At 69.7% G+C, this 22,892-nt stretch carries 18 protein-coding genes; 6 read left to right on the forward strand and 12 right to left on the reverse strand.

The features are described 5' to 3' along the window. Positions 1–17: 17 nt before the first annotated feature. Positions 18–395 (reverse strand): HesB/IscA family protein, encoded by a 378-nt coding sequence (locus AMYAL_RS0106010; protein ID WP_005164197.1) that lies wholly within the window; start codon positions 393–395, stop codon positions 18–20. Between the two features lie 143 nt (positions 396–538). Between AMYAL_RS0106010 and AMYAL_RS0106015 the strand changes: the two genes are divergently transcribed. After that, positions 539–1,195, forward strand: a complete 657-nt coding sequence (locus AMYAL_RS0106015) for a DUF3043 domain-containing protein (RefSeq protein WP_020630411.1) — start codon at positions 539–541, stop codon at positions 1,193–1,195. A gap of 62 nt (positions 1,196–1,257) precedes the next feature. After that, complete coding sequence (locus tag AMYAL_RS0106020) at positions 1,258–2,247, forward strand: aldo/keto reductase family protein (protein ID WP_020630412.1); 990 nt, start codon at positions 1,258–1,260, stop codon at positions 2,245–2,247. Positions 2,248–2,579: 332 nt separating this feature from the next. Here the strand turns inward: AMYAL_RS0106020 and AMYAL_RS0106025 are convergent, their stop codons facing one another. The 3 genes from AMYAL_RS0106025 to AMYAL_RS0106035 are packed head-to-tail and all read right to left on the reverse strand — an operon-like array spanning position 2,580 to position 4,397. Further along, positions 2,580–2,807, reverse strand: a complete 228-nt coding sequence (locus AMYAL_RS0106025; protein WP_039795309.1) for a hypothetical protein — start codon at positions 2,805–2,807, stop codon at positions 2,580–2,582. Beyond that, on the reverse strand, positions 2,800–3,651 hold the full coding sequence (locus AMYAL_RS0106030) for a phosphoribosylaminoimidazolesuccinocarboxamide synthase (protein WP_020630414.1): 852 nt from the start codon (positions 3,649–3,651) through the stop codon (positions 2,800–2,802). Before AMYAL_RS0106030 ends, AMYAL_RS0106025 begins: the two co-directional genes overlap by 8 nt. Beyond that, complete coding sequence (locus AMYAL_RS0106035; protein WP_020630415.1) at positions 3,648–4,397, reverse strand: GntR family transcriptional regulator; 750 nt, start codon at positions 4,395–4,397, stop codon at positions 3,648–3,650. Before AMYAL_RS0106035 ends, AMYAL_RS0106030 begins: the two co-directional genes overlap by 4 nt. Positions 4,398–4,567: 170 nt before the next feature. Here AMYAL_RS0106035 and AMYAL_RS0106040 point away from each other — a divergent pair, with 170 nt between their 5' ends. Next, entirely contained in the window at positions 4,568–4,972 is a 405-nt protein-coding gene (locus AMYAL_RS0106040) for a hypothetical protein (protein WP_020630416.1), read from the forward strand. Here the strand turns inward: AMYAL_RS0106040 and AMYAL_RS0106045 are convergent. Then, complete coding sequence (locus tag AMYAL_RS0106045) at positions 4,969–5,637, reverse strand: IspD/TarI family cytidylyltransferase (RefSeq protein WP_020630417.1); 669 nt, start codon at positions 5,635–5,637, stop codon at positions 4,969–4,971. The two genes, AMYAL_RS0106040 and AMYAL_RS0106045, sit on opposite strands and share 4 nt — an antisense overlap. Before the next feature lie 93 nt (positions 5,638–5,730). On the opposite strand from AMYAL_RS0106045, the gene cobT reads away from it, so the two are divergent. Next, positions 5,731–6,807: a nicotinate-nucleotide--dimethylbenzimidazole phosphoribosyltransferase gene (cobT, locus tag AMYAL_RS0106050; protein WP_020630418.1), complete on the forward strand. Its 1,077-nt coding sequence runs from the start codon at positions 5,731–5,733 to the stop codon at positions 6,805–6,807. 99 nt (positions 6,808–6,906) lie between these two features. Here cobT and AMYAL_RS0106055 read toward each other — a convergent pair whose 3' ends face one another. Beyond that, positions 6,907–8,010 carry a branched-chain amino acid aminotransferase gene (locus tag AMYAL_RS0106055; protein WP_020630419.1) on the reverse strand — a complete coding sequence of 368 codons (1,104 nt, stop codon included), beginning with the start codon at positions 8,008–8,010 and terminating at the stop codon, positions 6,907–6,909. A 117-nt stretch (positions 8,011–8,127) separates the two neighbouring features. On the opposite strand from AMYAL_RS0106055, the gene AMYAL_RS0106060 reads away from it, so the two are divergent. Continuing rightward, on the forward strand, positions 8,128–8,439 hold the full coding sequence (locus AMYAL_RS0106060) for a hypothetical protein (RefSeq protein WP_020630420.1): 312 nt from the start codon (positions 8,128–8,130) through the stop codon (positions 8,437–8,439). Here AMYAL_RS0106060 and AMYAL_RS0106065 read toward each other — a convergent pair. Beyond that, entirely contained in the window at positions 8,436–9,062 is a 627-nt protein-coding gene (locus AMYAL_RS0106065; protein WP_020630421.1) for a ribonuclease FAU-1 family protein, read from the reverse strand. The two genes, AMYAL_RS0106060 and AMYAL_RS0106065, sit on opposite strands and share 4 nt — an antisense overlap. Then, positions 9,055–9,909, reverse strand: coding sequence for a hypothetical protein (locus AMYAL_RS0106070; protein WP_026466789.1), 855 nt, complete (start codon positions 9,907–9,909; stop codon positions 9,055–9,057). Before AMYAL_RS0106070 ends, AMYAL_RS0106065 begins: the two co-directional genes overlap by 8 nt. Before the next feature lie 132 nt (positions 9,910–10,041). Between AMYAL_RS0106070 and AMYAL_RS0106075 the strand changes: the two genes are divergently transcribed. Beyond that, positions 10,042–11,544 carry a leucyl aminopeptidase gene (locus tag AMYAL_RS0106075; protein ID WP_020630423.1) on the forward strand — a complete coding sequence of 501 codons (1,503 nt, stop codon included), beginning with the start codon at positions 10,042–10,044 and terminating at the stop codon, positions 11,542–11,544. Positions 11,545–11,966: 422 nt separating this feature from the next. Here the strand turns inward: AMYAL_RS0106075 and AMYAL_RS0106080 are convergent, their stop codons facing one another. Genes AMYAL_RS0106080 through AMYAL_RS45720 form a run of 4 tightly spaced genes read right to left on the reverse strand, consistent with a single transcriptional unit; the run spans position 11,967 to position 22,879 of the window. Continuing rightward, complete coding sequence (locus AMYAL_RS0106080) at positions 11,967–13,772, reverse strand: hypothetical protein (RefSeq protein ID WP_020630424.1); 1,806 nt, start codon at positions 13,770–13,772, stop codon at positions 11,967–11,969. Next, positions 13,769–18,730, reverse strand: coding sequence for a hypothetical protein (locus tag AMYAL_RS45715; RefSeq protein ID WP_020630425.1), 4,962 nt, complete (start codon positions 18,728–18,730; stop codon positions 13,769–13,771). Before AMYAL_RS45715 ends, AMYAL_RS0106080 begins: the two co-directional genes overlap by 4 nt. Then, a complete protein-coding gene (locus tag AMYAL_RS0106090; protein WP_020630426.1) occupies positions 18,723–21,728 on the reverse strand; it encodes a hypothetical protein in 3,006 nt (1,001 codons plus the stop codon). Before AMYAL_RS0106090 ends, AMYAL_RS45715 begins: the two co-directional genes overlap by 8 nt. Then, the gene (locus AMYAL_RS45720; RefSeq protein WP_039795314.1) at positions 21,725–22,879 is read right to left on the reverse strand and encodes a Kelch repeat-containing protein; all 1,155 of its coding nucleotides are present in this window, start codon (positions 22,877–22,879) and stop codon (positions 21,725–21,727) included. Before AMYAL_RS45720 ends, AMYAL_RS0106090 begins: the two co-directional genes overlap by 4 nt. Positions 22,880–22,892 lie beyond the last annotated feature (13 nt).

The following is a 22,892-nucleotide window of genomic DNA, read 5'->3' on the forward strand; positions in this document are numbered from 1 at the left end:
TTCATGCTCGACGGGCGTCAGTGGAAGCTGTCGCCGCAGGCGCAGCTGCCGGTCGCGTTGGGGTTGTCGATCGTGAAGCCCTGCTTCTCGATCGAGTCGACGAAGTCGATCACGGCGCTCGACACGTACGGCGCGCTCATCCGGTCGACGGCCACGCGAAGCCCGTCGAAGTCACGGAACAGGTCACCGTCGAGCGTGCGCTCGTCGAAGAACAGCTGGTAGCGCAGGCCCGCGCACCCACCGGGCTGGACGGCGATGCGCAGGTGCATGTCGTCACGGCCCTCCTGCTCGAGCAGGGCCTTCGCCTTGACGGCGGCGGCGTCGGTCAAGGTGACGCCGTGCGTCTCCTCGGCGGTTTCGGCCTGAGCTGCGGCTGCCTGCTCAGCGGTCGTCATGGTTCTCCCTCTGGTCGAACTCGCTGCGGGTACTCGTCTTGCACATGGTCCAACACGTCGGAGTCCCGATCTGTTCCCCTCCATGGTGACATATCGCTCGGCCTGGTGCGTGGCACCGTGACGGCTGCAACTACCCTGGTGAGGTGAGGTTCCTGCGCCGTAGCACCACAGACTCCGCCACGACGGACACCGAGACGCCCGACAACGAGGGCATCGAGGTCCAGGCCAAGGCGTATACGCCCGGAAAGGGCAAGGCCACGCCCAAGCGGCGTGAGGCCGAGGCCAAGCGCCGCGGCCCGGTGGCGCCGCCGCCGACCACCATGCGCGAGGCGATGAAGCGCAACAAGGAACTCCGCAAGTCCGCGAAGTCCGACCCGGAGTACAAGGCGAAGCAGCGCAACGCCGCCAAGGAACGCCGCGAGCGGATGATGGCGGGCGAGGACAAGTACCTGCTCCCCCGTGACCGCGGCCCGGTCAAGGCGTACATCCGCGACCTGGTCGACTCGCGGCGCAACCTGCTCGGTCTCTTCATGCCACTCGCGATCCTGGTGTTCGTCGCGCTGATCCTCCCGTACCCGGAGGTCCAGCGGTACGCGACGCTGCTGTGCACCGTGATGCTGCTCGGCATGATCGTCGAAGGCGTGCTCAGCGGACGCCGGATCGCGAAGATGGTCCGGCTGAAGTTCCCGGACGAGGCGGTCAAGGGCACCTCCGTCGGCTGGTACTCCTTCATCCGCGCGAGCCAGATCCGCAAGCTGCGCGTCCCGAAGCCGCGGGTCAGCCCCGGCGACAAGGTCTGAGCCCTCACCAGGCGAAACCCAGGTCGTTAGCGTGGCTAACGGCCTGAGGTACAGTCGTGCCCATGGAGTTTCGACGCCTCGGCCGCAGCGGCCTCAATGTCAGTGAGATCTCGTACGGCAACTGGCTCACCCACGGGTCCCAGGTGGAAGAGGACCAGGCCCAGGCCTGCATCAAGGCGGCGCTCGACGTCGGCATCACCACGTTCGACACCGCCGACGTGTACGCGAACACGGCCGCCGAATCGGTGCTCGGCCGCGGGCTGAAGGGCCTGCGCCGCGAGAGCCTGGAGATCTTCACCAAGGTCTACTGGCCGACCGGCCCCAAGGGCCCCAACGACCAGGGCCTCGGCCGCAAGCACATCATGGAGTCGGCGCACGCTTCGCTGAAGCGGCTCGGCACCGACTACGTCGACCTCTACCAGGCGCACCGGTTCGACCGGACCGTCCCGCTCGAAGAGACGTTCCTCGCCTTCGCCGATCTCGTCCGCCAGGGCAAGGTTCTCTACGTCGGTGTCTCGGAGTGGACCGCCGAGCAGATCACCCAGGGCGCGGCGATCGCGCGCGAACTGAAGGTGCCCCTGGTCTCGAACCAGCCGCAGTACAGCGCGCTGTGGCGGGTCATCGAGGCGCAGGTCGTCCCGGCTTCCGAACGCGAAGGGCTCAGCCAGATCGTCTGGTCGCCGATCGCGCAGGGTGTGCTCACCGGCAAGTACAAGCCCGGTCAGGCCTTGCCCGAGGGCTCCCGCGCGACGGACGAGAAGGGCGGCGCCAACATGGTCGCCCGCTTCCTCAACGACGACGTCCTCGAGCGCGTCCAGCGGCTTGAGCCGCTCGCGGACAAGGCGGGCCTGACGATGGCCCAGCTCGCCGTGGCGTGGGTGTTGCAGAACCCGAACGTCGCCTCGGCGATCATCGGCGCTTCGCGGCCGGAGCAGGTGCACGAGAACGTGAAGGCGGCAGGCGTGAAGCTGGACGCGGATCTGCTCGCCGCGATCGACGAGGCCCTCGACGGCGTCACCGAGACCGACCCCACCCTCACCCGCTCGCCCTGATCCCCTTGCACGCATTCCCCTGTTGGGGACCGAAGCGACCGTGCCGTGCTCAACCTGAGGGAAGCCGGCTCCGCTCGGTTGTCGCCCTCTGAAGCCGAGAAGTCCGGGCATCGTCACCCTCGGAGCCCCGGCCTGGTGCGGTTTGGTGAGACGCGGTGGTGTGAAAGCCACTTTCGCAACGTTGAAGGTTGCGAAAGTGGCTTTCACAACGCCTCCTGGCGAGACACCGTGCCCAGCGGCGGCAGCGACCATCCGGACAGGCGTTGCCGCACGACTCCGCAAGCAGTCGACTGATCGCGGACGCTTTTCCCGCAATCAGTCGACCGAATGCATCAGTCGCCGTGCACGCGGGACTGGTACGCGATCTGACCGTCGAGGTCGAGGGCGTCACCAGGAGCACGCAAGGGGTCGATTCCCAGGCCCCGCAACAATCTGCTCGCGCCGGCGACGCGGTCACCCGTCCGGCCGTCGAGCCGCTCCGGCCGGTGGCCCCGCTGGATCAGCAGGCCCTCGACGTCGTCTATCAACCGGTACGGGTCGTAGACCTGCTGTTCAGGCATGGCCACCGCCGGATACCCAGGTCTTCCCGGTGATCCTTTCGTAGACCTCGGTGTAGCGCTTGCGGGTCGCTTCGACGATGTCGTCCGGGATGGCGGGGCCGGGTGGCGTCTTGTCCCAGCCGGTGGTCGTGGACCAATCGCGGACGAACTGCTTGTCGAACGCGTGCTGCGTCCGGCCCGGCTCGTACTCGTCCGCGGGCCAGAAGCGTGACGAGTCCGACGTGAGGACCTCGTCCCCGAGCGTCAGCACACCGTCGGCGTCGAAACCGAATTCGATCTTGGTGTCGGCGATGATGATGCCGTTCTTCGCCGCGTGCTCGGCACCCTTGGTGTAGACCTCGAGCGTCAGGTCGCGGATGCGGTCCGCGGTCTCCTGGCCGATCTCGTTCACGACGTCGGCGAAGGTCATGAACTCGTCGTGACCGGTGTCGGAGAGCTTCGTGGTGGGCGTGAAGATCGGCTCGGGCAGCTTGTCCGCCTCGACCAGGCCGCCGGGCAGTTCGACGCCGGAAACCTTGCCGTCACGCTGGTATTCGCGCATGCCGAGACCGGTGAGGTAGCCGCGCGCGATGCATTCGACCTGGATCATCTTCAGCGGCTTGCAGCGGGTGGCGCGGCCGGCGAATTCCGCCGGGACGTCGGTCGTGGAAATGACGTGGTTCGGCACCACGTCGGCCATCTTTTCGAACCACCACGCGGAAAGCTGGTTCAGCAGCGCGCCCTTGTCCGGGATACGGGTCGGCAGCGAGACGTCGTAGACCGAAACGCGATCCGACGCGACGAGCAGAATGTCGCCGTCGATTTCGTAAAGGTCGCGGACCTTACCCGCGTGAATGTGCTTCATGCCCCGTCCTCGATGTCGTATTCGTAGAAAATCCAGTGATCCGGCAAAGCCGCCGATTCGCCGTACTCGAGTACGTCTCCCTCGGCGGACAAGAACCTGTTACGGCTCAACAAAAGCGCCGAACCTACGGCCACACCGAGTTCCTTCGCCTCCTCGGCACCCGCCAGCCCCGCGGCGTGCTGAGAATGGGTCGACTTCAGAACCCGGTCTGTCCGGTCTGCAACATATTTGACCGTGCCTTCGACGATCCGCACCGGCTCGAACAGCAACGGCGCCTTCGACGCGACAGCGCCGTCGAACCACGAGACGGACGTCGACACCGGCACGTCCTGGCCGGCGTACGTCGTCCGCCGCCGCCTGATCGCGGGAGAGCCCTGGTCGATGCCGAGGGCGCCCGCCACCCGCTCCGGCGCCGGGACGAGCCCGGCCTCACGGATTTTCGCGTAATGGCCCGGCGGATAGACCTTGCCGGTTCGCGCGATCGAGATCGTCCGATCGTGCGCGGAGCGGTGCAGTGCCCTGGTCTGCACCACTGTCCCGATCCCGCGGACCGCGCGGACCAGACCTTCCGCCCGGAGCGTGGAGAGCACCTTCATCGCCGTCGCCATCGCGACGTTCCAGTTCCTGGCGATCTCCCGCGCGGACGGGACCGTGTCACCTTCCTTGAGCCTGCCCGAAACGATGTCGTCGCGAATGTTTCCCGCGATCTGGAGATACGGCGGTTCGGGTCGGTCGACGGCGGGCAAGGTGACTCCTCACAAGGTCGCGCGGTGCGCACAAGCGTTCTAGCACACCAATGGGCGAGCACCAAGGATCCTGCTCACACCCCATTATTACGTACTAGTACACATTCTGGACGGTGCTCTAGTACACCTGTTACTCTCCGCAGAGTTCCCGAAACCCGTTGGGGGGCTCGATGAACCATCTGAGCATCGACGAACTGCTCGAAGAGCTTCGAAGACGCCGGTGGGTCGTCTACATCTTCGGCCCGCGGGAGGAGCCGGAGGTCTGCGCCGCGGTGTTCCAGTGGGACACCTGCGCCGACGTCCTCATCCTCCGCGGTGAGGAACGGGCGAGCGCCTTCCGGGTCACCACCCTCGCCGACACGGACGTCTTCCGGCCGGCACTCGTCTCGTGGCAGTACCACTCGACGGCCGACTGGACCCTGCGCGCGGTGCTCACCATCCCGCCGCCCGGCGACCCCGCCGCGCCGATCCAGTTGCTGCAACCACATCCAGACTGCGTGATCCCGATGGAGGCGCGCCAGCCGGTCACCATCCTGCCCGCCAACGGGACCAAGGCCGACCAGGGAGATCCCTAACCTCGGCCGATCACCTGCTCGGCGACAACGAGGTCGTGCGGGTAGGTGATCTTGAGGTTCTCCGCGCTGCCAGGAACCCACCGCACCGGCAGCGCGGAGAACCTTTCCATGCACGAAGACGTGTCCGTGCCGACGAAACCCTCACGTTCCGCCGTTTCGTACGCCTCCAGCAACGGGGCGGCGCGGAAACCCTGCGGCGTCTGCACCCGGATCGCGCCGGGCAGCGCGCCGGAAACAGCGTCGCCGTCCACGCGCACGATGTCGTCGGCCGCGACCCCCGGCACCGCTCCCCCGTACCGCCGCGTGTCGGCGAGGACATCCGCGATCAGTTGCGGGGTGACGAGCGGACGGGCCGCGTCGTGCAGCAGGACCGCGTCGATCTCGCCGCTTTCGATGCGGGAAGCCAAGTGGCGCAAGGCGTTCAGCTCCGAACCCTGACGTGTCGCGCCGCCGTGGACGAGTTCGACCTCACCCGGATGCGCGGCGAGCACCTCGTGCGCGAGTCCGGTGTCCTGCGGCCGGATGACCAGCACAAGCACGTCGATCCCCGGCACGTGAGCGAACGCGTCGAGCGACCACGCGACGACCCGTTTGCCCGCCACCGGCAGGTAGACCTTGTTGAGCTTCGCGCCGACACGGGTGCCCGCTCCGCTCGCGAGCACCACCCCGGCGGCCTTCGTCTGAGCCACAGGCAACTCTGGCACAGGCGGGTGGGTAGGTTGGGCCCGGCCACCGAAGCGATCCGAAGGGGCAGGGCGTTGGACGACGAAATCCTCGAGTTCGCCGAAGTCGAGCAGCCTGATGAACACGCGCGGTCGGCGGCGATCGCGCTGCACGCGAAACTGATCAAACCCGCGGGCTCACTGGGCAGGCTCGAAGAGCTGGGCGTATGGGTCGCGGCCTGTCAGGGCCAGTCGCCACCGCGTCCGTTCACCCGGCCCCGTGTCGTGGTGTTCGCCGGAGACCACGGCGTCGCCGCGAAGGGTGTCTCGGCGTATCCGGGCGAGGTCACCGCGCAGCTCGTCGGCAGCATGCTGACCGGAGGCGCGGCCATCAACGTGCTGGCGGCCTCGGCGGGCGCGAGCGTCCGGGTCGTCGACATGGCGGTCGACAGCGACGCCCCCGCGACGAAGTCCATCGGCGAGTTCAAGGTGCGGCGCGGGTCCGGCTCGATCGACGTCGAGGACGCGCTGACCGACGACGAGGCGCGGGCCGCCGTCCGCGCGGGCCGTGCGATCGCCGACGCCGAGGTCGACGGCGGGGCCGACCTGCTCATCGCGGGCGACCTCGGGATCGGGAACAGCACCCCGGCCTCGGTACTGGTCGCGGCACTGACCGGCAGCGAACCGGTGGCCGTCGTCGGACGCGGTTCAGGGATCGACGACAACGCCTGGATGCGCAAGGCCGCGGTGGTCCGCGACGCGCTGCGGCGGGCGAGGACCGTGCTGGCCGACCCGGTCGCACTGCTGCGCACCGCCGCGGGCGCCGACATCGCCGCGATGGCGGGCTTCCTCGCGCAGGCCGCGCTCCGGAAGACGCCGGTGATCCTGGACGGCCTGGTCGCCGCCGCGGCCGCGCTGGTCGCCGAGGAACTCGTCCCCGGCGCGCGGCAGTGGTGGACAGCGGGTCAGCGCGGCGGCGAACCCGCGCACTCGCTGGCGCTGGAGCACCTCGACCTGGAGCCGATCCTGGATCTGGACGTGCGCCTCGGGGAGGGAACGGGTGCGGTCGCGGCGCTGCCGCTGGTGTTCATGGCGACGCGGGTGCTCGCGGAGATGGCGACGCACGAGCAGGCCGGGGTGAGCGGGCCGCTGATCGAGGCCCCCGCCTCCTGACATCCCGCATTTAGTCCTCTGGATGCGAAAGTCCGTGAAGGCCTCCTTCCCTACCTTGAGAGTAGGGAAGGAGGCCTTCACGGACTTTGAGCGTGAGCCTCAGCCCAGCGGGTACATCCAGCCTTCCGGAGCGGGCCGGGTGCCCTCCTGGATGCCGGTCAGCGCGCCGCGCAGCTTCATCGTCAGCTCACCCGGCTGCCCGCCGGCGACGGAGAACTCGCCGCCCGCGTGCTTCACGTGCCCGACCGGCGTGATGACCGCCGCGGTCCCGCAGGCGAACACCTCGGTCAGCTCACCCGAAGCCGCCGACTTCTCCCACTCGTCGGTGGAGATGCGCCGCTCCTCGACCTGGTGTCCGAACGACTTCGCCAGCTCCAGCAGCGACTTGCGGGTCACGCCCGGCAGCAGCGAGCCGGTCAGTTCCGGGGTCACGACCCTGGCCTCGTCACCGGAACCGAAGACGAAGAACAGGTTCATCCCGCCCATCTCCTCGATCCAGCGCCGCTCGACCGCGTCGAGCCACACGACCTGGTCGCAGCCCTTTTCCACGGCCTGCGCCTGTGCCAGGAACGACGCCGCGTAGTTGCCGGCGCACTTCGCCTCGCCGGTGCCGCCGGGGACCGCCCGCACGTACTCGGTCGAGAGCCACACCTTGACCGGCTTGACGCCGCCCGAGAAATACGAGCCCGCGGGCGAGCCGATCAGCGCGTAGAGGTACTCGTTCGCGGGCCGGTTGACGCCGAGCCCGGCTTCGGTGGAGATCATGAACGGCCGCAGGTACAGCGACTCGCCCGGTTTCGTCGGGACCCAGCGGCTGTCGACCGCGAGGAGCTCGCGGATCGAGTCGAGGAAGATCTCGACCGGCAGCTGCGGCATGGCGAGGCGTTCGGCCGAGTTGCGGAACCGGATCGCGTTCGCGTCGGGCCGGAACGCCGCGATCGTGCCGTCGGGCTGGCGGTAGGCTTTGAGTCCTTCGAAGATCGCCTGGCCGTAGTGCAGCACGGAAGTCGCCGGGTCGAGCGTCAAGGGCGCGTACGGCCCGACGGTCGCGTCGTGCCAGCCCTTCTCGGCGCTCCACTTCACGGTCACCATGTGATCGGTGAAGTGCAGCCCGAAACCGGGTGCGGCCAATACGTCCGCGACGCGTTCCGGGCTCGCGGGGCTCGAGTGCGGGAGGTGGGCGAACTGCGTCGTGGTCGTCATGCCTAAGACGATAACGCTTGGTCGGACCCACGTTAGTCGGACGTCCGCATATCTTTACCCCCGTCGAACTGTCCGCTAGGACGAACACGAGAGGGCTCGCGCCCCTAGGATGGCGGCGTGACGTACAACCAGATGCAGCCCGCCAGCCCGGCCCAGCCCGCCACCCCCGGCGCGGGGGCCGACGTCAAGACCTTCGTGACGGCCGTGCTGCTCACCTTCGGCGTCGGCCTGCTCATGATGGACGGCTGGGCCCTGCTGGACAGTGGCTTCGGCGCGTTCCTCGGCCTGGTCGGCGGCGGCTTCGGCGTCTTCTGGTGGCGGCACATCCACGGCAAGGTGTTCCCGCGCGAGCTGTCCACCAAGTCGGTGGTCATCCTCGCGGTGATCAACATCGCGCTCGCGCTGCTGCTGTTCCTCGTCGCGGGCTAGAGCAGCCCGTCGGGCAGGCCGGGCGCCGCCCAGTCCGGCTCCGGCCGGAAGTCGGTCCACGTCCCGTCGAAGGGGAACCGCCCGGCCGTCGCGAGCGCCCCGATCCGCTCGCCCTCGGCGCGCAGCCGCTCCAGCTGACCGGCGGTGATACGTCCCGCCAGGACGGCCTCTTCGGCCTCGTCCTCGTCCTTCCACTGCCAGCGCCCGCCCGGCTCGACGGCGACGTCGAGGATGCCGTCGATCCGATCCGGCCCGGACGGCGTGCGCCCCAGCGGGACCTCGAGGTTGACGTACCAGTTCAGGAAGTGCCCGCCGGCGTCGAAGAACCACCAGACCGACGACCATTCGTCGTCAGCGATCCGGCGCAGTGTCGAGGTGTCGCGCCAGAAGTCGGCCACGCGCACCCGCGGCACCCGGAACCGCTCCTCGAGCGGCGCCTCGCGGAAGAGCCGCCCGTCGGCGAGCCTGCTGCCGACGATCGGGGTGTCCGCGGGAAGCCAGCCGAGCAGCACGGTGCCGTCGTCGGCGATGACCCGCAGCGGGTGATGCTGGCCGATCGAGCCGTCCGGTCGCAGGAACCGCTCGACGACCGTGTCGCCAGGGGCCCAGAGAGGATCACGCACGCCCTGAACGGTACCCACGGGCGCGGACCCGCAGAACCAGTTCGGCGAGCGTTCCCACTCCCGCGAGCCCGAGGGCCACGACCGGCCCAGCGAAGGCGGCCGCGACGGCCACGATCAGTCCACAAGCGAGTGTCGTCTTCGGACGTTCCGGGGAAAGCCGTTCCCGGCCGTCGGTGAAGGCGTCCACCGCGACGGGCACGGTCGCCACGGCGGCCACCACGGTCAGCACCGGAATCAGCGAGACCCCGTCGGCCGCGGCGAGGAGTTCGCGGAACGACGTCGCCGAAAGTCCCAGCCGGAGCGGTCCCAGCTGGTAGAGGGCGACGGCGATGATCGCCACGGCCACCGCACCCACCGCCGCCGCGCGGCCCGCGCCGGGGCGCCGGGGCAGCAGGAACGGCAGCAGGACCAGCACGGCGAGGCCGAGACCGGGCACGGACGGCGGATCCGGCGCGATGAACTGCGCCAGTGGCGGGATGCCGACGCAGATCGCGATCAGGGCGGCGGCCGCGGCCAGGAGCAGGCCGGTGATCCAGCGCGCGGCGTAGTCGCCGAGACGGACACCCGCCAGATCCGCGACGGCCACCACCACGGTGAACAGCGCGGCGGCGACGCCCGGCGCGGACGGGAAGAGGTACTGCCCGAACGTCGTCGCGAAGACCAGGACCAGGCCCAGCCGCGAAACGGAGCTCGCGATCCGCTCAGGCCGGGTGTCCCCCACCGGCGGCAGGAATGCCTCGGCCACGACGGCGAGCACGGCCGCGACCACGGCGGCGAGAAGTACCCAGTAGTCCGCTCCGGAGGTGCCCACCGCCAGTGCGATGAGCAGACCGCCAGCCAGCCGCACGCCGTCTCCCTTCCTGTACACCGAGTGACCCGGTCGGCCCCGCTGTTCCCCCAGGTCCCGCTGTCATTAGCATGGCTCACGATCCAACCGGGCGGACGCCCGGTACCACCGCGAACGCGCGAGGAGCCAGAAGTGACCGTGCCGAAGCTTGCCCTGACCGAGAACGCCGAAGCAGCGCTTGCCAAGACGCGCGCCGACGTCGTCGTCATCGGCACCATCCAGGGCGAGGACGGCCTGGCGCTCGCCGCCGGCTCCTCCGTTGCCGACACCGCCTTCGACGGCAAGCTCGCCGACGTCCTCGGCACGCTCGGCGCGTCCGGCAAGGCCGACGAGGTCGTCAAGGTGCCGACGCTGGGCAAGCTGTCCGCAGGTGTCGTCCTGGCCGTCGGCCTCGGCAAGGCAGGCGCGGACGGCATCACCGCCGAGCAGGTCCGCCGGGGCGCCGGTGCCGCCGCGCGGGCGCTGAGCGGCACCGACCGCGCGTTCGTCACGCTGTCGGCGATCGACCTGCAGGCCGCCGTCGAGGGCACCGCGCTCGGCGCCTACTCCTTCACCGAGTACCGCTCCGAGAAGGGCGACGGCCCGGTCGCCAAGGTCGACTTCGTGAGCCCCGAAGAGGGCACCGCCAAGGACCACAAGGCGACGCTGAAGGCCGCCACCCTCATCGCGGAGTCGGTCATCATCGCCCGCGACCTGATCAACACCCCGCCGAACGACCTGTTCCCGGCCTCCTTCGCCGACCGCGCGAAGACGCTGGCCGAGGCGAACAACCTCGAGTTCGAGGTCCTCGACGAGAAGGCCCTCAAGCGCAAGGGCTTCGGCGGCATCCTCGGTGTCGGCGGCGGCTCGTCGCGGCAGCCGCGCCTGCTGCGCGTCGCCTACAAGCCCGCGAAGGCGTCGAAGAAGGTCGCGCTGGTCGGCAAGGGCATCACCTTCGACTCGGGCGGTATCTCGATCAAGCCCGCCGCGAACATGGACCACATGACCTCGGACATGTCGGGCGCGGCCGCCGTGCTCGCCTCCGTGGTGCTGGCCGCGAAGCTGAAGTACCCGCTCGAGGTCGTCGCGCACATCCCGCTGGCAGAGAACCTGCCCTCGGCCACCTCGTACCGGCCGGGCGACGTGCTCAGCATGTACGGCGGCAAGACCGTCGAGGTGCTCAACACCGACGCCGAAGGCCGTCTGGTGCTGGCCGACGCGATCGTGCGCGCGGGCGAGGAGAACCCCGACTACCTGATCGAGACCTCGACGCTGACCGGCGCGCAGGTCGTCGCGCTCGGCAACCGCACCGCGGGCGTCATGGGCTCGGACGAGTTCCGCGACCGCATCGCGTCGATCGCGCAGGCGACCGGTGAGGGCGGCTGGGCCATGCCGCTGCCGGAGGAGCTGCGCGCCGACCTCGACTCGCGCCTCGCCGACCTGGCCAACGTCACCGGGCACCGCTGGGGCGGCATGCTCGCCGCGGGCATCTTCCTGCGCGAGTTCGTCACCGAGGGCCTGCCCTGGGCGCACATCGACATCGCGGGCCCGTCGTTCAACACCGCCGGGCCGTGGGGCTACACCGGCAAGGGCGGCACCGGTGTCCCGGTCCGCACCATCGCCGCGGTCCTCGCGGACATCGCCGCCAACGGCTGACGTCCGGTCGGGACCTACCGCGTTCTGACCGGGGTCGATCGCCCGCCGGCGCGTGAAGGTGCGCGTACCTCGTGAGTGGTTATTGAGGGGTAGGGCAAACGTGTCCTGCCGGGTGGCGAGTCTGTGAAGGCCTCCTTCACAGACTGCACGTGGACGGGGCGCGAGGGTCACTGAAAGTGAAGGGTGTGTGGAAATAGGGACATTGAACGTCCCTATTCCCACACCCCGTCATGACAGGACCTGTCACGCGGGACCGTGTGGATTTCTGTGCATCCAACGCACCAAAATCCACACAGTCAGTGCCACAAGCCCGGCGTCGCACAGAGCCACAGACCCGCCACGTTTGCCTTACCCCTCAATAGAACGGTCCGTGAAGGCCTCCTTCCCTACCTTGAGGGTAGGGAAGGAGGCCTTCACGGACATCACGGCTTCGGCGGCACCGGAGTGTCCACCAGCAGGTCGAAGGCCAGCCCGCTGGAACCCTCTCCCCTGCCGACCCCGCGCCGCGCGCTGAGCCAGACGACAGCGCGACCGTCGTGCCAGCGCGTCCGGTTGTAGGCGACGGTGACCCGTGTGCCCGCGCGGGGCACTTCCTCCTCGTGGACGAAGTACTGCGGCTTCTCGCCAGCCGGGCGTTCGTCGAGCCCCACCCGGAGCAGGCTCGTCCGCGGCCGCACCGGGGTCCCGTCGACCACGCTCGGCATCGCCGCCCGCTGCAACCGGATCTCGCGGTTGTCCCCCGGTTCGTGCACCGCGATGAACGGGATCCAGTGTCCTGGCACGGAGTTCATCGCGAAGTACGAGATCGGCGCGCGCGGCGGGTCCTCGTCGGGCGGCGTGCCGTGCAGCCGTTGCCGGAACGTCGTGACCTCCGCGGCCGCCTCGCTCCCGCGGCGCGGTTCGCCGACCGGGGTGCTCACGGTCTGCTCGATCCCCCAGACGAGGTTCGCGTTTTCGTCCCGGATCAGCAGGACCTCTTCCAGCGCCGGTCCCTCGGCCACCTTCGGCACGCTCGGCGGCAGGAAGAGATCCGTGTCCGCGCGGACGTCTTCGGTGCCGAGGGTGTCCAGGGTGAACATCGCCCACCGCCGCCACTCCTCGTCACGCCCGTCGCCGGCCGGGGTGATCCACTGCTTCTCCCCGAACACGTCGGTGACGACCAGTCCCTGGATCTTCGACAGCGTGCCCGCGGGCAGATCGCACGGCACCTGGTACCAGTCGTTGGAGAAGACCAGGGCGAATTCGAGGAAGACCAGGCGGGCGAGGTCGGTGCTGTCCGGGCGGACGGCGGCGAAGTTGGTCTTCCCGTCCTCCTGCGCCCACCAGCGCGGCAACGGCATGCCCGAATAGCGGACCGGCGCGGGGAAGACGGTCCGCGTGAGCGTCGGCTCCGGCGGTTTGGTCCCGCCGAGCGGCTCCTTCGGGTCCACCGAGAACGCGTGCCACTCCAGGGTGCCGCCGGGGTACTCGGGAGCGGTCAGTTTCTTCTCGCCGCCCGGTGCCGACGCGGCCACCGAGAACCGGTGCTCCAGCCTGCCCGGATCCCAGGTCGCGTCGGCGGGCGCCGGCTGGTCGATGAGCCTTTCGTACCAGGCGACCAGGCGCTTTCCCAGTTTCCGCAGCGTCTGGCGGTGCAGGATCGCGCCGAGGCCGAGTCCTTCGTCGGCGTCACGTCCGGCCTTGAGATGCCGGTAGAACAGGTAGCCGTCCATCCGGCGCCCGGAGATCGCCTGCATCGTGGCCCAGACCTCGGGATGCGCCAGTTTGGCGACGTCGTCGGCCTTCGCGGGATCGGGCAGCGCGATGGGGTACCGCTCGATGTAGAACTTCTTGAACCCCAGCACCTGCCCGAGCAGACCGCCGGCGCTGTCCAGCAGTTTCAGCCACTGGCGCCCGATCGCCAGCCTCAGGTCGAAAGCGACCGTCTCACTGCCGGGGGTTCCGTACGCCAGCGGCACCGGCCTCCGTTCCGCGAGCGTCTCAAGTGGACGGTCGGGCGGCAGGTCCTGTGGCAGCCCTCGCGGCGGCTTGAACCGGGTGGGACGCGACGGTGAGACGGCGTAGGTCACCGTGACCGGGCTCCCCGCGTTCGCGCCGTGGAACTCGCCAAGCTGCCACTGCCGCGTGAGCATCCACAGTGGATCCCGGAGCTCCGCGCGCAGCGCCCGGTCGAAGCCGACGGTGCGGGGCCTGCCCTCCAGCCTGGTGAACGACGGCGTTCCGGTCATGACGTGGCCTTCCAGCTCGGAGCATCGGGCAGCACCGTCGCCGGGAGCAGGTGCCCCAGCTCGGTTCCCGCCAGGTGATCGGGTTCGACAGCGCGGGTCTTCGCCAGGCCGAAGGTTTCCGTGATCGCCTCGACGAGCAGTTCCGGCGTCCAGTTCCCGTTCGGCTCCAGCACCGGCGGGACGACGAGCAGCATGGTCTGCGGCGGTTCGGAATCCGGTCCGTCGTAGTGCAGCGCGATCCCGGTGGTCTCGCGGACGGCGGGGATCACCTCGGTCCATTCGTCGAGCAGGAGCCCGCACTGGCTGTCGCCGCTCAGCGAGGCCTTGTAGTGCGCGGTGTACAGCAGCCTGTCCTGGTCGAGCTGGTCGTCCACCTTGGCCGGATCGAAGAACTCCATGGCCAGCCAATGGTCGTCCTCGACGTACGGCAGCTGGACCGGGGTCAGTTCCGGTTCCTGCCAGCCGAGGATGTCGGTGCCGAGCAGTCCGCCGGGAGCCAGCAGCGCGCCCGCCAGCTGCACCGTCTTCTCCCACAGCCGGGGCTTTTCGCGTACCCGCGCCATTCCGTGCAGCCAGTCGTCCACCGGGAAGTCGCGGCCCTGGGGGTCGTCGAGGTCACGGGGTTTCAGATGGGCGACGAGCTCCCGGCTGTCGGCACGCGCGTCCCGCCAGCGGTCGAGAACGTCTTCGGACGGCGAGAATTCGGGGACGACCAGGACGTCCTCGCCGAGCAGGGCCTTGAGGACGTCGATCCCGGTCCGCACCCGGTCCGGCCCGGTCACGGCCTTGTCGCGCAGTGCCAGCAGCTTCTCGGCCGACTGTTTCCGGCCGCCTTCGCCGACGAGTTCGGCCTTGAGCTTGCCCGCTCGTGCCAGGAGTTCCCGGCCGTAGGCGACGACCTGGTCCTCGAACGGCTTCAGCGAAAGGCCTGCCGGGTCGATGTCGGTCAACGGCAGTTGCCGCGCCACGGCGGCGAGCAGTTCGCCCAAGGTCGGTTCCGACGTTCCCTTGAACTCGGTCAAGCGGTCGAGCCGGTTCTTGAACCGGGTGCGCTCCTGACGCACCCGCGAGCGCATCGCGAACGGTGTCGATTCACGGGGAGCGGGTTTGGTGATGAGCAAAAGCTCCGCCTGGTCCAGTATCCTGAACCGCTCACCGTCCGATGTGGACGTAGGCAGCGCCTCGTACCGATCGAGCAGGACGTTCGCGGCGGCGAGCGCGCGTCCCATCCGGCCCGCCACCTCGGCGACAGCGGCGAGGACCGCGCCGAAAACCCCGCCCCGCCACAGCGAAAGCTCGCCCCAGCCGCTGACCACGACACCGAAATCACCCGCGGCCTTGGCCAGTTTCGCGTACCGGGCGAGGAAATCGTCGATCTCGGCGAGGATTTCGGCGCGGGCCGGTTCGCCGGTCGTGGGATAGTGCGCGCCGAGGTCTGCCAGGAACCCGGTGACGCCGTTGCCGAGATCCGTCAGGGATTCCAGGACGGCGACCTGCCGTTCCCGGCTCAGCGACACGGCCTCGTCGGCCACCTGCTCGACCTTGGCGGCACCGGACGCGGGGATCAGATCGGTCGGCCGCAGCGGCCGGGCTGTGGTCAGCAACGACCGCAGGGCACCGATGAGCGGCGACAGCTCGAAGAAGCTGACCTTGCGCGGAACCCTTCGCGTGTAATGGATCTCGAGCTTGGCGTCCGGCCGGGGCCGCGACTTCTCGATGACCACGCCGAGGATCCGGTCGTCGAGGTTGGTCGCCTCGGCGTTCTCCGCCGGGGGCACCGCCCACAGCAGGTCGATCCGCTGCAGTCCCGCTTCCTCCTGGGTCACGACGCGGCTGCGCGGCTCGACCTCGTCCGGATGGGCCGGGTCTTTCCAGGTGACCAGCGCGGCCACCTCGGACGGCAGTGGCAGCACGTCACCGAGCCAGTGGTTCACCGCCGGTTCGGCCCTGGCCCTCGGGTTGTTCCGGCCCAGCAGCGGCGCGCCGTGATCGGGGCCGAGGGCCGGGGTGAACTGCAGGCCCAGCCGGTGGGTGAGCGTGGTCCCGCTGCGCGGGGTCTCGACCACCGCGGGCTCGGGCAGGACACCGCCCTTCGCGTAGGAGTCCAGCGTGGCCGCCGCGCGTTCGGTGTTGCCCTGCAGCACCTGGTGCGCGCCCTCGGCGACGACGAGGTCGGCCAGCGCGTCGTAGGCGTTCCGCAGGGCGTCGACCTCGATGCCGATGTCCTTCAGCTCGCCAGGATCGGTCACCTTCTCGACACCGTCGAGTTTGTAGGGGTAGACCCGGTCGTCCTTGCCCAGCTTCTCCACGTGACGGATCAGGGCGAGCCCGTCGATGACGTTGCCCGCTTCGATCTGTTCGATGCTCGTCGGCGCTCCCTCCCCTTTCGACGGCGGCGCCGTGTCGGCGATCTTGTTCGCCATCAAGGGGAACTTCAGCCGGAGCCCGGCGATGACCTTGTCGAGCCCGATCCGCCGGTCATGCAGCCCGCGTTCGAAGCGGTACCCCAGCAGCGCGCCGGGGGATTGCCCCTGCCGCATACCGTCCAAAAGGGACACCGCGACGCGGACGCGGTCCGAGCTCAGGTTCACCGCGAACGTGCTGTCCTTCCGCTGCTTGCCGTTGGCGAGAAAACCCGCCCGCAGCACCGCCGCCGTGCGCGCGTGCGCGGGTGACGGCGCGTGGACGTAGCCGCCGTTGTTCTCGTCGTACGGCAACGGCTCGGTGCCGAAGATCGCGGGCAGCCCCGCGGGCAGGTTCTTCGTGGCCGGAGCCGGACCGCGGGAGATGTTCTCCAGCCAGCCGTACGCGCCGAGGTGCAGCCCTCGTTTCGGGGTGCCGCCCGCCGGGGCGCGCCGCAGTTCCGCCAGGCGTTCGTTGACCAGCCCGAGCCGCCAGGCGTCGAGCCGGTAGGTGGCGCAGTCGAGATGCTCGGCGAACACCCGCTCCAGCCGGGCCGTCGGCAGGCCCGCGAGCAGTTCGACCGCGTCGAGCTGCTCGGACCGGCCCGCCCCGGTGACGCCGAGCAGCACGGCCTGCCGCGCCAGCAGGTACAGCAGCGCCGTCGGCAGGACGTTGTCGGTGAAGCCGTCCTCCTTGCGGACCGTCTCCAGGCCGGTCCTCCCGTAGTGCGCCAGCCAGGCCAGGTAGTTGCCTTCGGGCGCGTACGGCCGGATCTTGTCCACTTCGGACAGTGGCCGGTCGTCGACGACCGGCCGGCGCAGCGCCTGGGCCTCCTCGGCGAACACCTGCCGCAGCAGGCCTGGATCCTCGGCGTGATGACCGAACGCCGCCAGCGTCTCCCGCAGCGGCGTGCTCAGCTCGGCTTCGAGCCGCTCGGCGAACAGCTCTTCGACGCTCTGGGCTTCGCGGACGTGGTACTCGGCCGACGTCGGGTGCAGCGCGAGGATGTCCAGCAGCTTCTGGTGCGGGTCCCCACCGGCCGAATCGAGGTACTGGACCCGCGCGAGCGCGGCCTGCCAGTGCGTCGCCGCCTGCTTCAGCAGTTCGTTCAGCGCCGTCCGGTGCGGAGCGGTGGCGGGGAAGGCGAGTTTGGTGAACACCGTCGTCGGCAGGATCCCGTAAGGCTGCCTGCCGATCTTGACCACCGGCAGCGGGCCGCGTCCGGAGACGTGCTCCAGGAAGAACTGCCGCGTCTGCGCGATCTGGTCCTCGGTCAGCACCCCGTTGAGCAACGCCGGAAGGTAGTAGCCCCAGGTGGCGGGCCACAGCGCGGTGTGCGCCGCACGGGCGTCGCGACGGTCGAAGCCGTCGGCGTTCGGGACCCCGGCCAGTACCGCCGGATCGATGCCCAGCAGTTCGGCGAACCACTCGCCGTCGTTCTTGTCGCCTGCGGCCGCCGTGAACCCGGCCGCGGTGGCGAGCACGGAGGCGGCCTCGGCCTTCGGATCCTGGCCGGCGGGCGCCTGCTCGGAGTTGTTGGTCGGTGTGCCCTGGGGCAGGAAGGCGAATCCGGCGGGCGTGCGGATCTGGTCGGCGAGCAGCCCGCTCCAGTCTGCCGCCGACTTCTCCGGTGTCGCCTGCTCCCGGAGGCCGAGCACGACGAGCCTGTCGAGACCTCCCTCGAAGGCTGTTTCCAGGCCGATCCGGATGCCCATCCCGACGTCCTCGGCCGCCTTGAACTCGGTCAGCCACTTCAGGGCGTCCGGGACCCGCAGCGCGCCGGTCTCCTCGGTGACCTTGAGCTGTTTGTCCTTCTCCGTGCCTGGGTCGGGGCTGACCGCGAGTTCGGGTTTGACCGGCCCGCCGCTCTTCGCGAACACGCGGGTGCCGCCGACGTAGCCGTAGGCGGTGAACTTGTCCGGCAGCAGCTTCGCCGTCGCGGCCACGGTCCACGACTCCGTCGCGATCTCACCCGGAGGCAACGGCGTGAGCTGCAGGAACGCCACCACCACCGCGGTGCCCGGCGTCGACGGCGCACGGTCCACACCGGACGGACGGCGGTCGCGGATCGCTTTCGCCCGCACGGCCCCGACGGCGGCGAGCAACGCGATGTCGGCGTCCCGCAGCTTCTCCTGGTCGCCGTGCGCGCGCCAGACCGCGGTCCAGTAGGTCACCGTCGGACCGCGGTCCGGCGCAGCGACGGGCTGGGGCGTGACGACCACCAGAACCGCAGTACCAGCGGGAACTCCGGTCGGCCGGTCCGCCGGATTGGCGGGCTTGTACGTCCGCAGCAGCCAGGCGGCCCGTCCGCCGGGGACCCGCGCGACGAGCTGCCGCCACGCGGCCTGCTCACCGGCCGGAGCACCCCCGGAGGCCCACAGGGTGGTCCAGTACGCGTCCAGTGCGGCGATCTCGGCCTTGGTCGGTTTGGCTTCGAACTTGTCCACCGACCATTCGTCGGGGAACACCCGCACGAGCAGTTCCCGCCCGACATAGCGGGTTTCGACCCGCACCGGCCCGAGCAGCACGGGGAAATCCAGTTTGAGATCAGGCATCCCGCAACATCTCCTGTGCGTGCACGGCCACCAGGACCGGTGCCTGGAAAAGGATGTAGGCGACGTCCGCGGCGCTGACGCCGGGCGCCCACTCGGTGATGAACTCGTCGTCCTGGCGCTGCCTGATCTTTTCCTGGTCTTCCTTTTCGAGGAACTCGTCGAGGTGGACCACGACACCGCGGTCGAACCGGACGAATCCGCTGCCGGGGTTCCCTGGGTCGAGGTGTCCCCAGGTGGCGTCGTTCCACACCTCGACTTCGGGCAGCGGGCCGGGCGGCGGTTCGTCCAGGCCGAACCGCGGATCGCCGGGCCGTTCCTTGAGCACGAAGAACCAGCCGAGCTTGTCCGCCCCGCCGGATCGGGCTTCGTCCTCGCTCAGCGGGAAGCCGAGCAGATAGAGGTCCGGGGAGACCTTGGCTTCGTAGACCGGAAGCCGTACCAGTTCGTCGCTCAGCGGGACGTTCGCCGGGATGGGGGCGATGGTGCGCTCGCCGCTGGTGTCCGGGGTGCCGTCCTTCTTCCGCGGCCAGACCGCCTTGTGCGCGTAGATCGACACGTTCGGATATTTCTTGAGCAGCTCACCCCGGATCACCAGGACGAGATCCTTCTTCTGGTTCTTACCCGGCTCCGGCGGAAGACGGCGATGGTTGTTCTCGCCGAGCTTCGCGGTCTTGGCCCAGCGATGCAGTGGCGGGATGTCGTAAAGCCTTTCCCGCCAGGCTTCCCGCGACTCGCCCGGCTCCAGCGGCACCGGACGCGGGTCCCAGAACTGGCGGAACGGGGTCCCGCGCTGATCGGTCGGGAACTCGCGCCAGAGCATCTCGCGCGCCATCTCGTGGTTGAGCCCGATCAGATAGGACTCGATGAACTGGCGGTTGTTCTCCAGCAGGGTGATCGAATTCTCCGGCAGGAGCCCGATGTTCGGCACGAAGGTCTCGACGGAGAACTTCAGCAGCTCCTCGTACATCGGCATGTCGAACACCGGATAGGCGAGGATCTCGACCAGGTTCTTCCCGATCGCGAGCCGCAGCCGCTCCGGCAGGTCCATCGACGCCGCCAGATTCTCCAGCACGGTCTTCTCCGCGCGCAGGCCGTCGAGCATGTCGTCGATGGTCTCGATCACGCCGAGCGTCTCGTCGACAGGATCGGCGGCAGCTGCGCGCGGCGCCAGGCCCAGCGAAGCGGTGGTGACGGGCGGCGCGACCTTGGGCCGGGCGGCGAAGACCTCCTTGCGATCGATCCGGTCGACCAGCAGGTCGAACTGGTTCCCGTCGCTCAGCAGGCGTTTGCGCAGCCGCGAACCCGGCCGCGTGATCCGGCGCATCGGCGCGGACATCGGCGCGGCGGCCACCCGGCTTCTGTCCACTTTGTACCCGACGGCGAGCAGCTCCGGATCACCGGCTCCGGCGGCGGTGCGCGCGAACGCGGTCGTGGCGCGTTCGAGCACCCGCCCGTGCGCGGGCGCCGTCAGCGTCAGAGCCTTCGAGGGCACCGGCTGGTCGCCGACGGCCGCCGTCTTGGGGGCGTACGGTTCGACATGCTTGCCGTGCAAGGCGTTCCCGACCTGACGGCCCAGCTGCGCGGCCCGGATGAGCGCGTTCGCCCGCTGGATGTCCCCGAGCTGGTTCCACGCGGCCGCCATGAACTCCTCTTGACGCGCCTGGACGACCTTGGTGCCGAACTGGGCGGCGACACGGTGGCGCGGGTCGAGGTTCAGCCGGTGCACCCAGTTGCGCAGCTGCTCCGGCGGCACCGGCTGCCCGTTCTCGGTCAGGAGGGTCTGGGTCAGCGCGGGCCAGCAGCCGTACAGCGGCGGCGTGATCACCGGATCGGGCTCTTCTTCCATCGCGGAGACCCCGGCCCCGGCGGCTTCCGCGTTCGCGGCCTGCGGGGGCTTCTGCCGGTACGCTCCTGCCAGGTTGACGAATCCCGCCATCGCCCGCTGCCACTGGTTCGGATACGGCGAGACCGGTTTCGTGTGGTAGCCGTCCCAGTTCTCGTAGGCGTCGGGGTGATCGTCGGTGTCGGGGAGCTGGAGCGCGCCGCCGAGTTTCAGCACCCCGTCCGGGGTGGTCGGCGTGGTGAGCGGAGGCAGGCCGTAGATCCTGCGGTGCGCGTCCATGTCGCGCCTGCCGACCGGGTTGTCCGCCTCGTAGGGTTTCAGCAGCCGCACGAGGAATTCGAAGTCGCCGACCGTGCTCGTGGTGAAGGACCAGCGGTGGTAGTACGGGAGCACGACGTCGCCGGTTCCGCTGCCCCAGCTCGGTTTCGTCGCGGAGAGGGTTTCGGGGACCGCTTCACCGAGTCCCGCCAGCCTGCCGGCCTCGAACGCGGGCACCAGGAAGGCGTGGTAGGTCGTGCTGGGCTTCAGGTGCCGTGGGCAGAGCACCCGCGAGCAGGCGCTGTCCGGGGCCTCGCGCAGCACCCGGTTCAGGTTTTCCAGCGTTCGCGCCATGTCCTCGCCGTCGACGGCGATCCTGCCGTCGAGCTCCCCGTTGACGTGGACGTGCGCCCACGCCCCGAGTTCGCCCGGCGGCTGGAGCGCCTGCGGGTTCTTCACGGTGATGAACGGCAACGGCTTCTCCGGGACGCGGCCGTCCTCGAACTCCACCGGGGTCTCGGACAATACGACGAGCGCCAGCCACGGAGCCAGCCGTTTCTTCGTCTCGTCCGGTTTCGCGGGGCTGTACCGCCAGGGGAAGTCCTCGTCGTAGAACTCGATGTGGGCCAGGTAGTTCGGTTCGAAATTGGTGATGCCCGGTTTCGGCTCGGTCCGGGAGACGGCGCGCGGGTCGACGCCGACGACGTCACCGGGGCCGTAGAGCTGCACCGGCTGGGTGAATTCGCGGTTCAGCGCGGGCTTTCCGTCTTCGATCGCGTCGCCGGTCAGCCTCAGCCCGATCGGGATGGTCGCGCGCGGCCCGGCGACGTCGCCCTTGATCCGGGTGGTCAGCCCGGTGCGCAGCCACGGGAGGAAGGAGTAGGCGTTCGCGCTCACGCACCGCCTCCGACCTTCTCGGCGGTCTTCGTCAGCTCGGTCTTCTGCCCGCCCGCCGCCTGCCCGGTCCGCGCGACGCCACCGGCGACGAGCACGGTGTTCCCGGCGGCCACGGCCGCGAAGCCCCACCGTCCTTCGACCAGTCCCGGCAACGATTTCCACTCGCCTGCCGCGTAGCGCAACGCGCTGCGGTACCCGGCCTCGTTGACGACGTCGTCGGCGCCGCCGATGACGACGACGGCCCCCGCGTCGACGGCGACGGCCCGGTGGAAGGCCCGGCCGCCCGGCAGGGGTTTGGCGTCCTTCCACGTTCCCGCCGCCCCGATCAGGTCGAAGATCTCAGCGGTGGAGCGGGCGAACGGGTCGAACGCGCCGTCTTCGGTCACCCCCGGCGCCTTGCCGCCGGTGACCAGCACGGAGGTGGCGGACAACGCCGTCGCCGTATGGCCGCTGCGGGGATGGCGCATGGTCGCCGCGGGTGTCCACGGCGACGCTCCCGCCGCGGCTTCGGAATCGTAGAGCTCGCAGAAGGCCAGCGCCGGGTCTTCGATCGTGCCGACCGGCACGCTTCCCCCGCACACCAGCACTTTCTTGCCGAGGACGACGGCGGCGTGCCCGGTGCGCGCGTCGGTCATCTCCCCCGCCGCCGCCCAGGACCCGGCGCCCGCCGGGTCGAACAGCTCGGCCGACCGCAGCGCCACGGCCCGCCCGTCCGGCCGGAGCGCGCTGCCCCCGGCCACCAGCACCTTGCCACCGACGAGCACCGCGCTGTGACCCCAGCGGGCCGTCTTCATCGGTGCCGCAACCGGCGTCCACTTGCCCGTACCCGGATCGAACAGCTCGGCCGTGGCCAGCGCGGGACCGCCCGCGGCGCCGATCCCGCCGGTGGCGAGCACTTTCCCGCCGGGCAACAGGGTCAGCGTGTGCAATTGCCGCGCGGTGCCGAGAGGAATGGGGTCCGACCACTTCGCCGTGTCGAAGTCGAAGACCGCGCTCTGCTTGACACTCACGGACACCGCATCCGCGCCTCCGGCGACGAGTGCCTTCTTGCCGCCTTCGAGCAGGACGGCGGCGTCGTGCTGGCCTGCCCAGGTCACGGCCGTCAGATAGTCGGGCGCGGTCGGTTCGGCCGCGAGCGTCGGTGTGGTCATGGAAGCGGTCCCT

Source organism: Amycolatopsis alba DSM 44262 (assembly GCF_000384215.1).
Taxonomy (GTDB): Bacteria; Actinomycetota; Actinomycetes; order Mycobacteriales; family Pseudonocardiaceae; genus Amycolatopsis; species Amycolatopsis alba.

Bases quoted from the DNA above. Each gene is read 5' to 3' on its own strand.
- AMYAL_RS0106040 (WP_020630416.1), top strand. From the start codon at position 4,568: ATGAACCATCTGAGCATCGACGAACTGCTCGAAGAGCTTCGAAGACGC.
- AMYAL_RS0106010 (WP_005164197.1), bottom strand. From the start codon at position 395: ATGACGACCGCTGAGCAGGCAGCCGCAGCTCAGGCCGAAACCGCCGAG.
- AMYAL_RS0106025 (WP_039795309.1), bottom strand. From the start codon at position 2,807: ATGCCTGAACAGCAGGTCTACGACCCGTACCGGTTGATAGACGACGTC.
- AMYAL_RS45720 (WP_039795314.1), bottom strand. From the start codon at position 22,879: ATGACCACACCGACGCTCGCGGCCGAACCGACCGCGCCCGACTATCTG.
- AMYAL_RS0106020 (WP_020630412.1), top strand. From the start codon at position 1,258: ATGGAGTTTCGACGCCTCGGCCGCAGCGGCCTCAATGTCAGTGAGATC.
- AMYAL_RS45715 (WP_020630425.1), bottom strand. From the start codon at position 18,730: ATGCCTGATCTCAAACTGGATTTCCCCGTGCTGCTCGGGCCGGTGCGG.
- AMYAL_RS0106030 (WP_020630414.1), bottom strand. From the start codon at position 3,651: ATGAAGCACATTCACGCGGGTAAGGTCCGCGACCTTTACGAAATCGAC.
- AMYAL_RS0106055 (WP_020630419.1), bottom strand. From the start codon at position 8,010: ATGACGACCACGACGCAGTTCGCCCACCTCCCGCACTCGAGCCCCGCG.
- AMYAL_RS0106080 (WP_020630424.1), bottom strand. From the start codon at position 13,772: ATGACCGGAACGCCGTCGTTCACCAGGCTGGAGGGCAGGCCCCGCACC.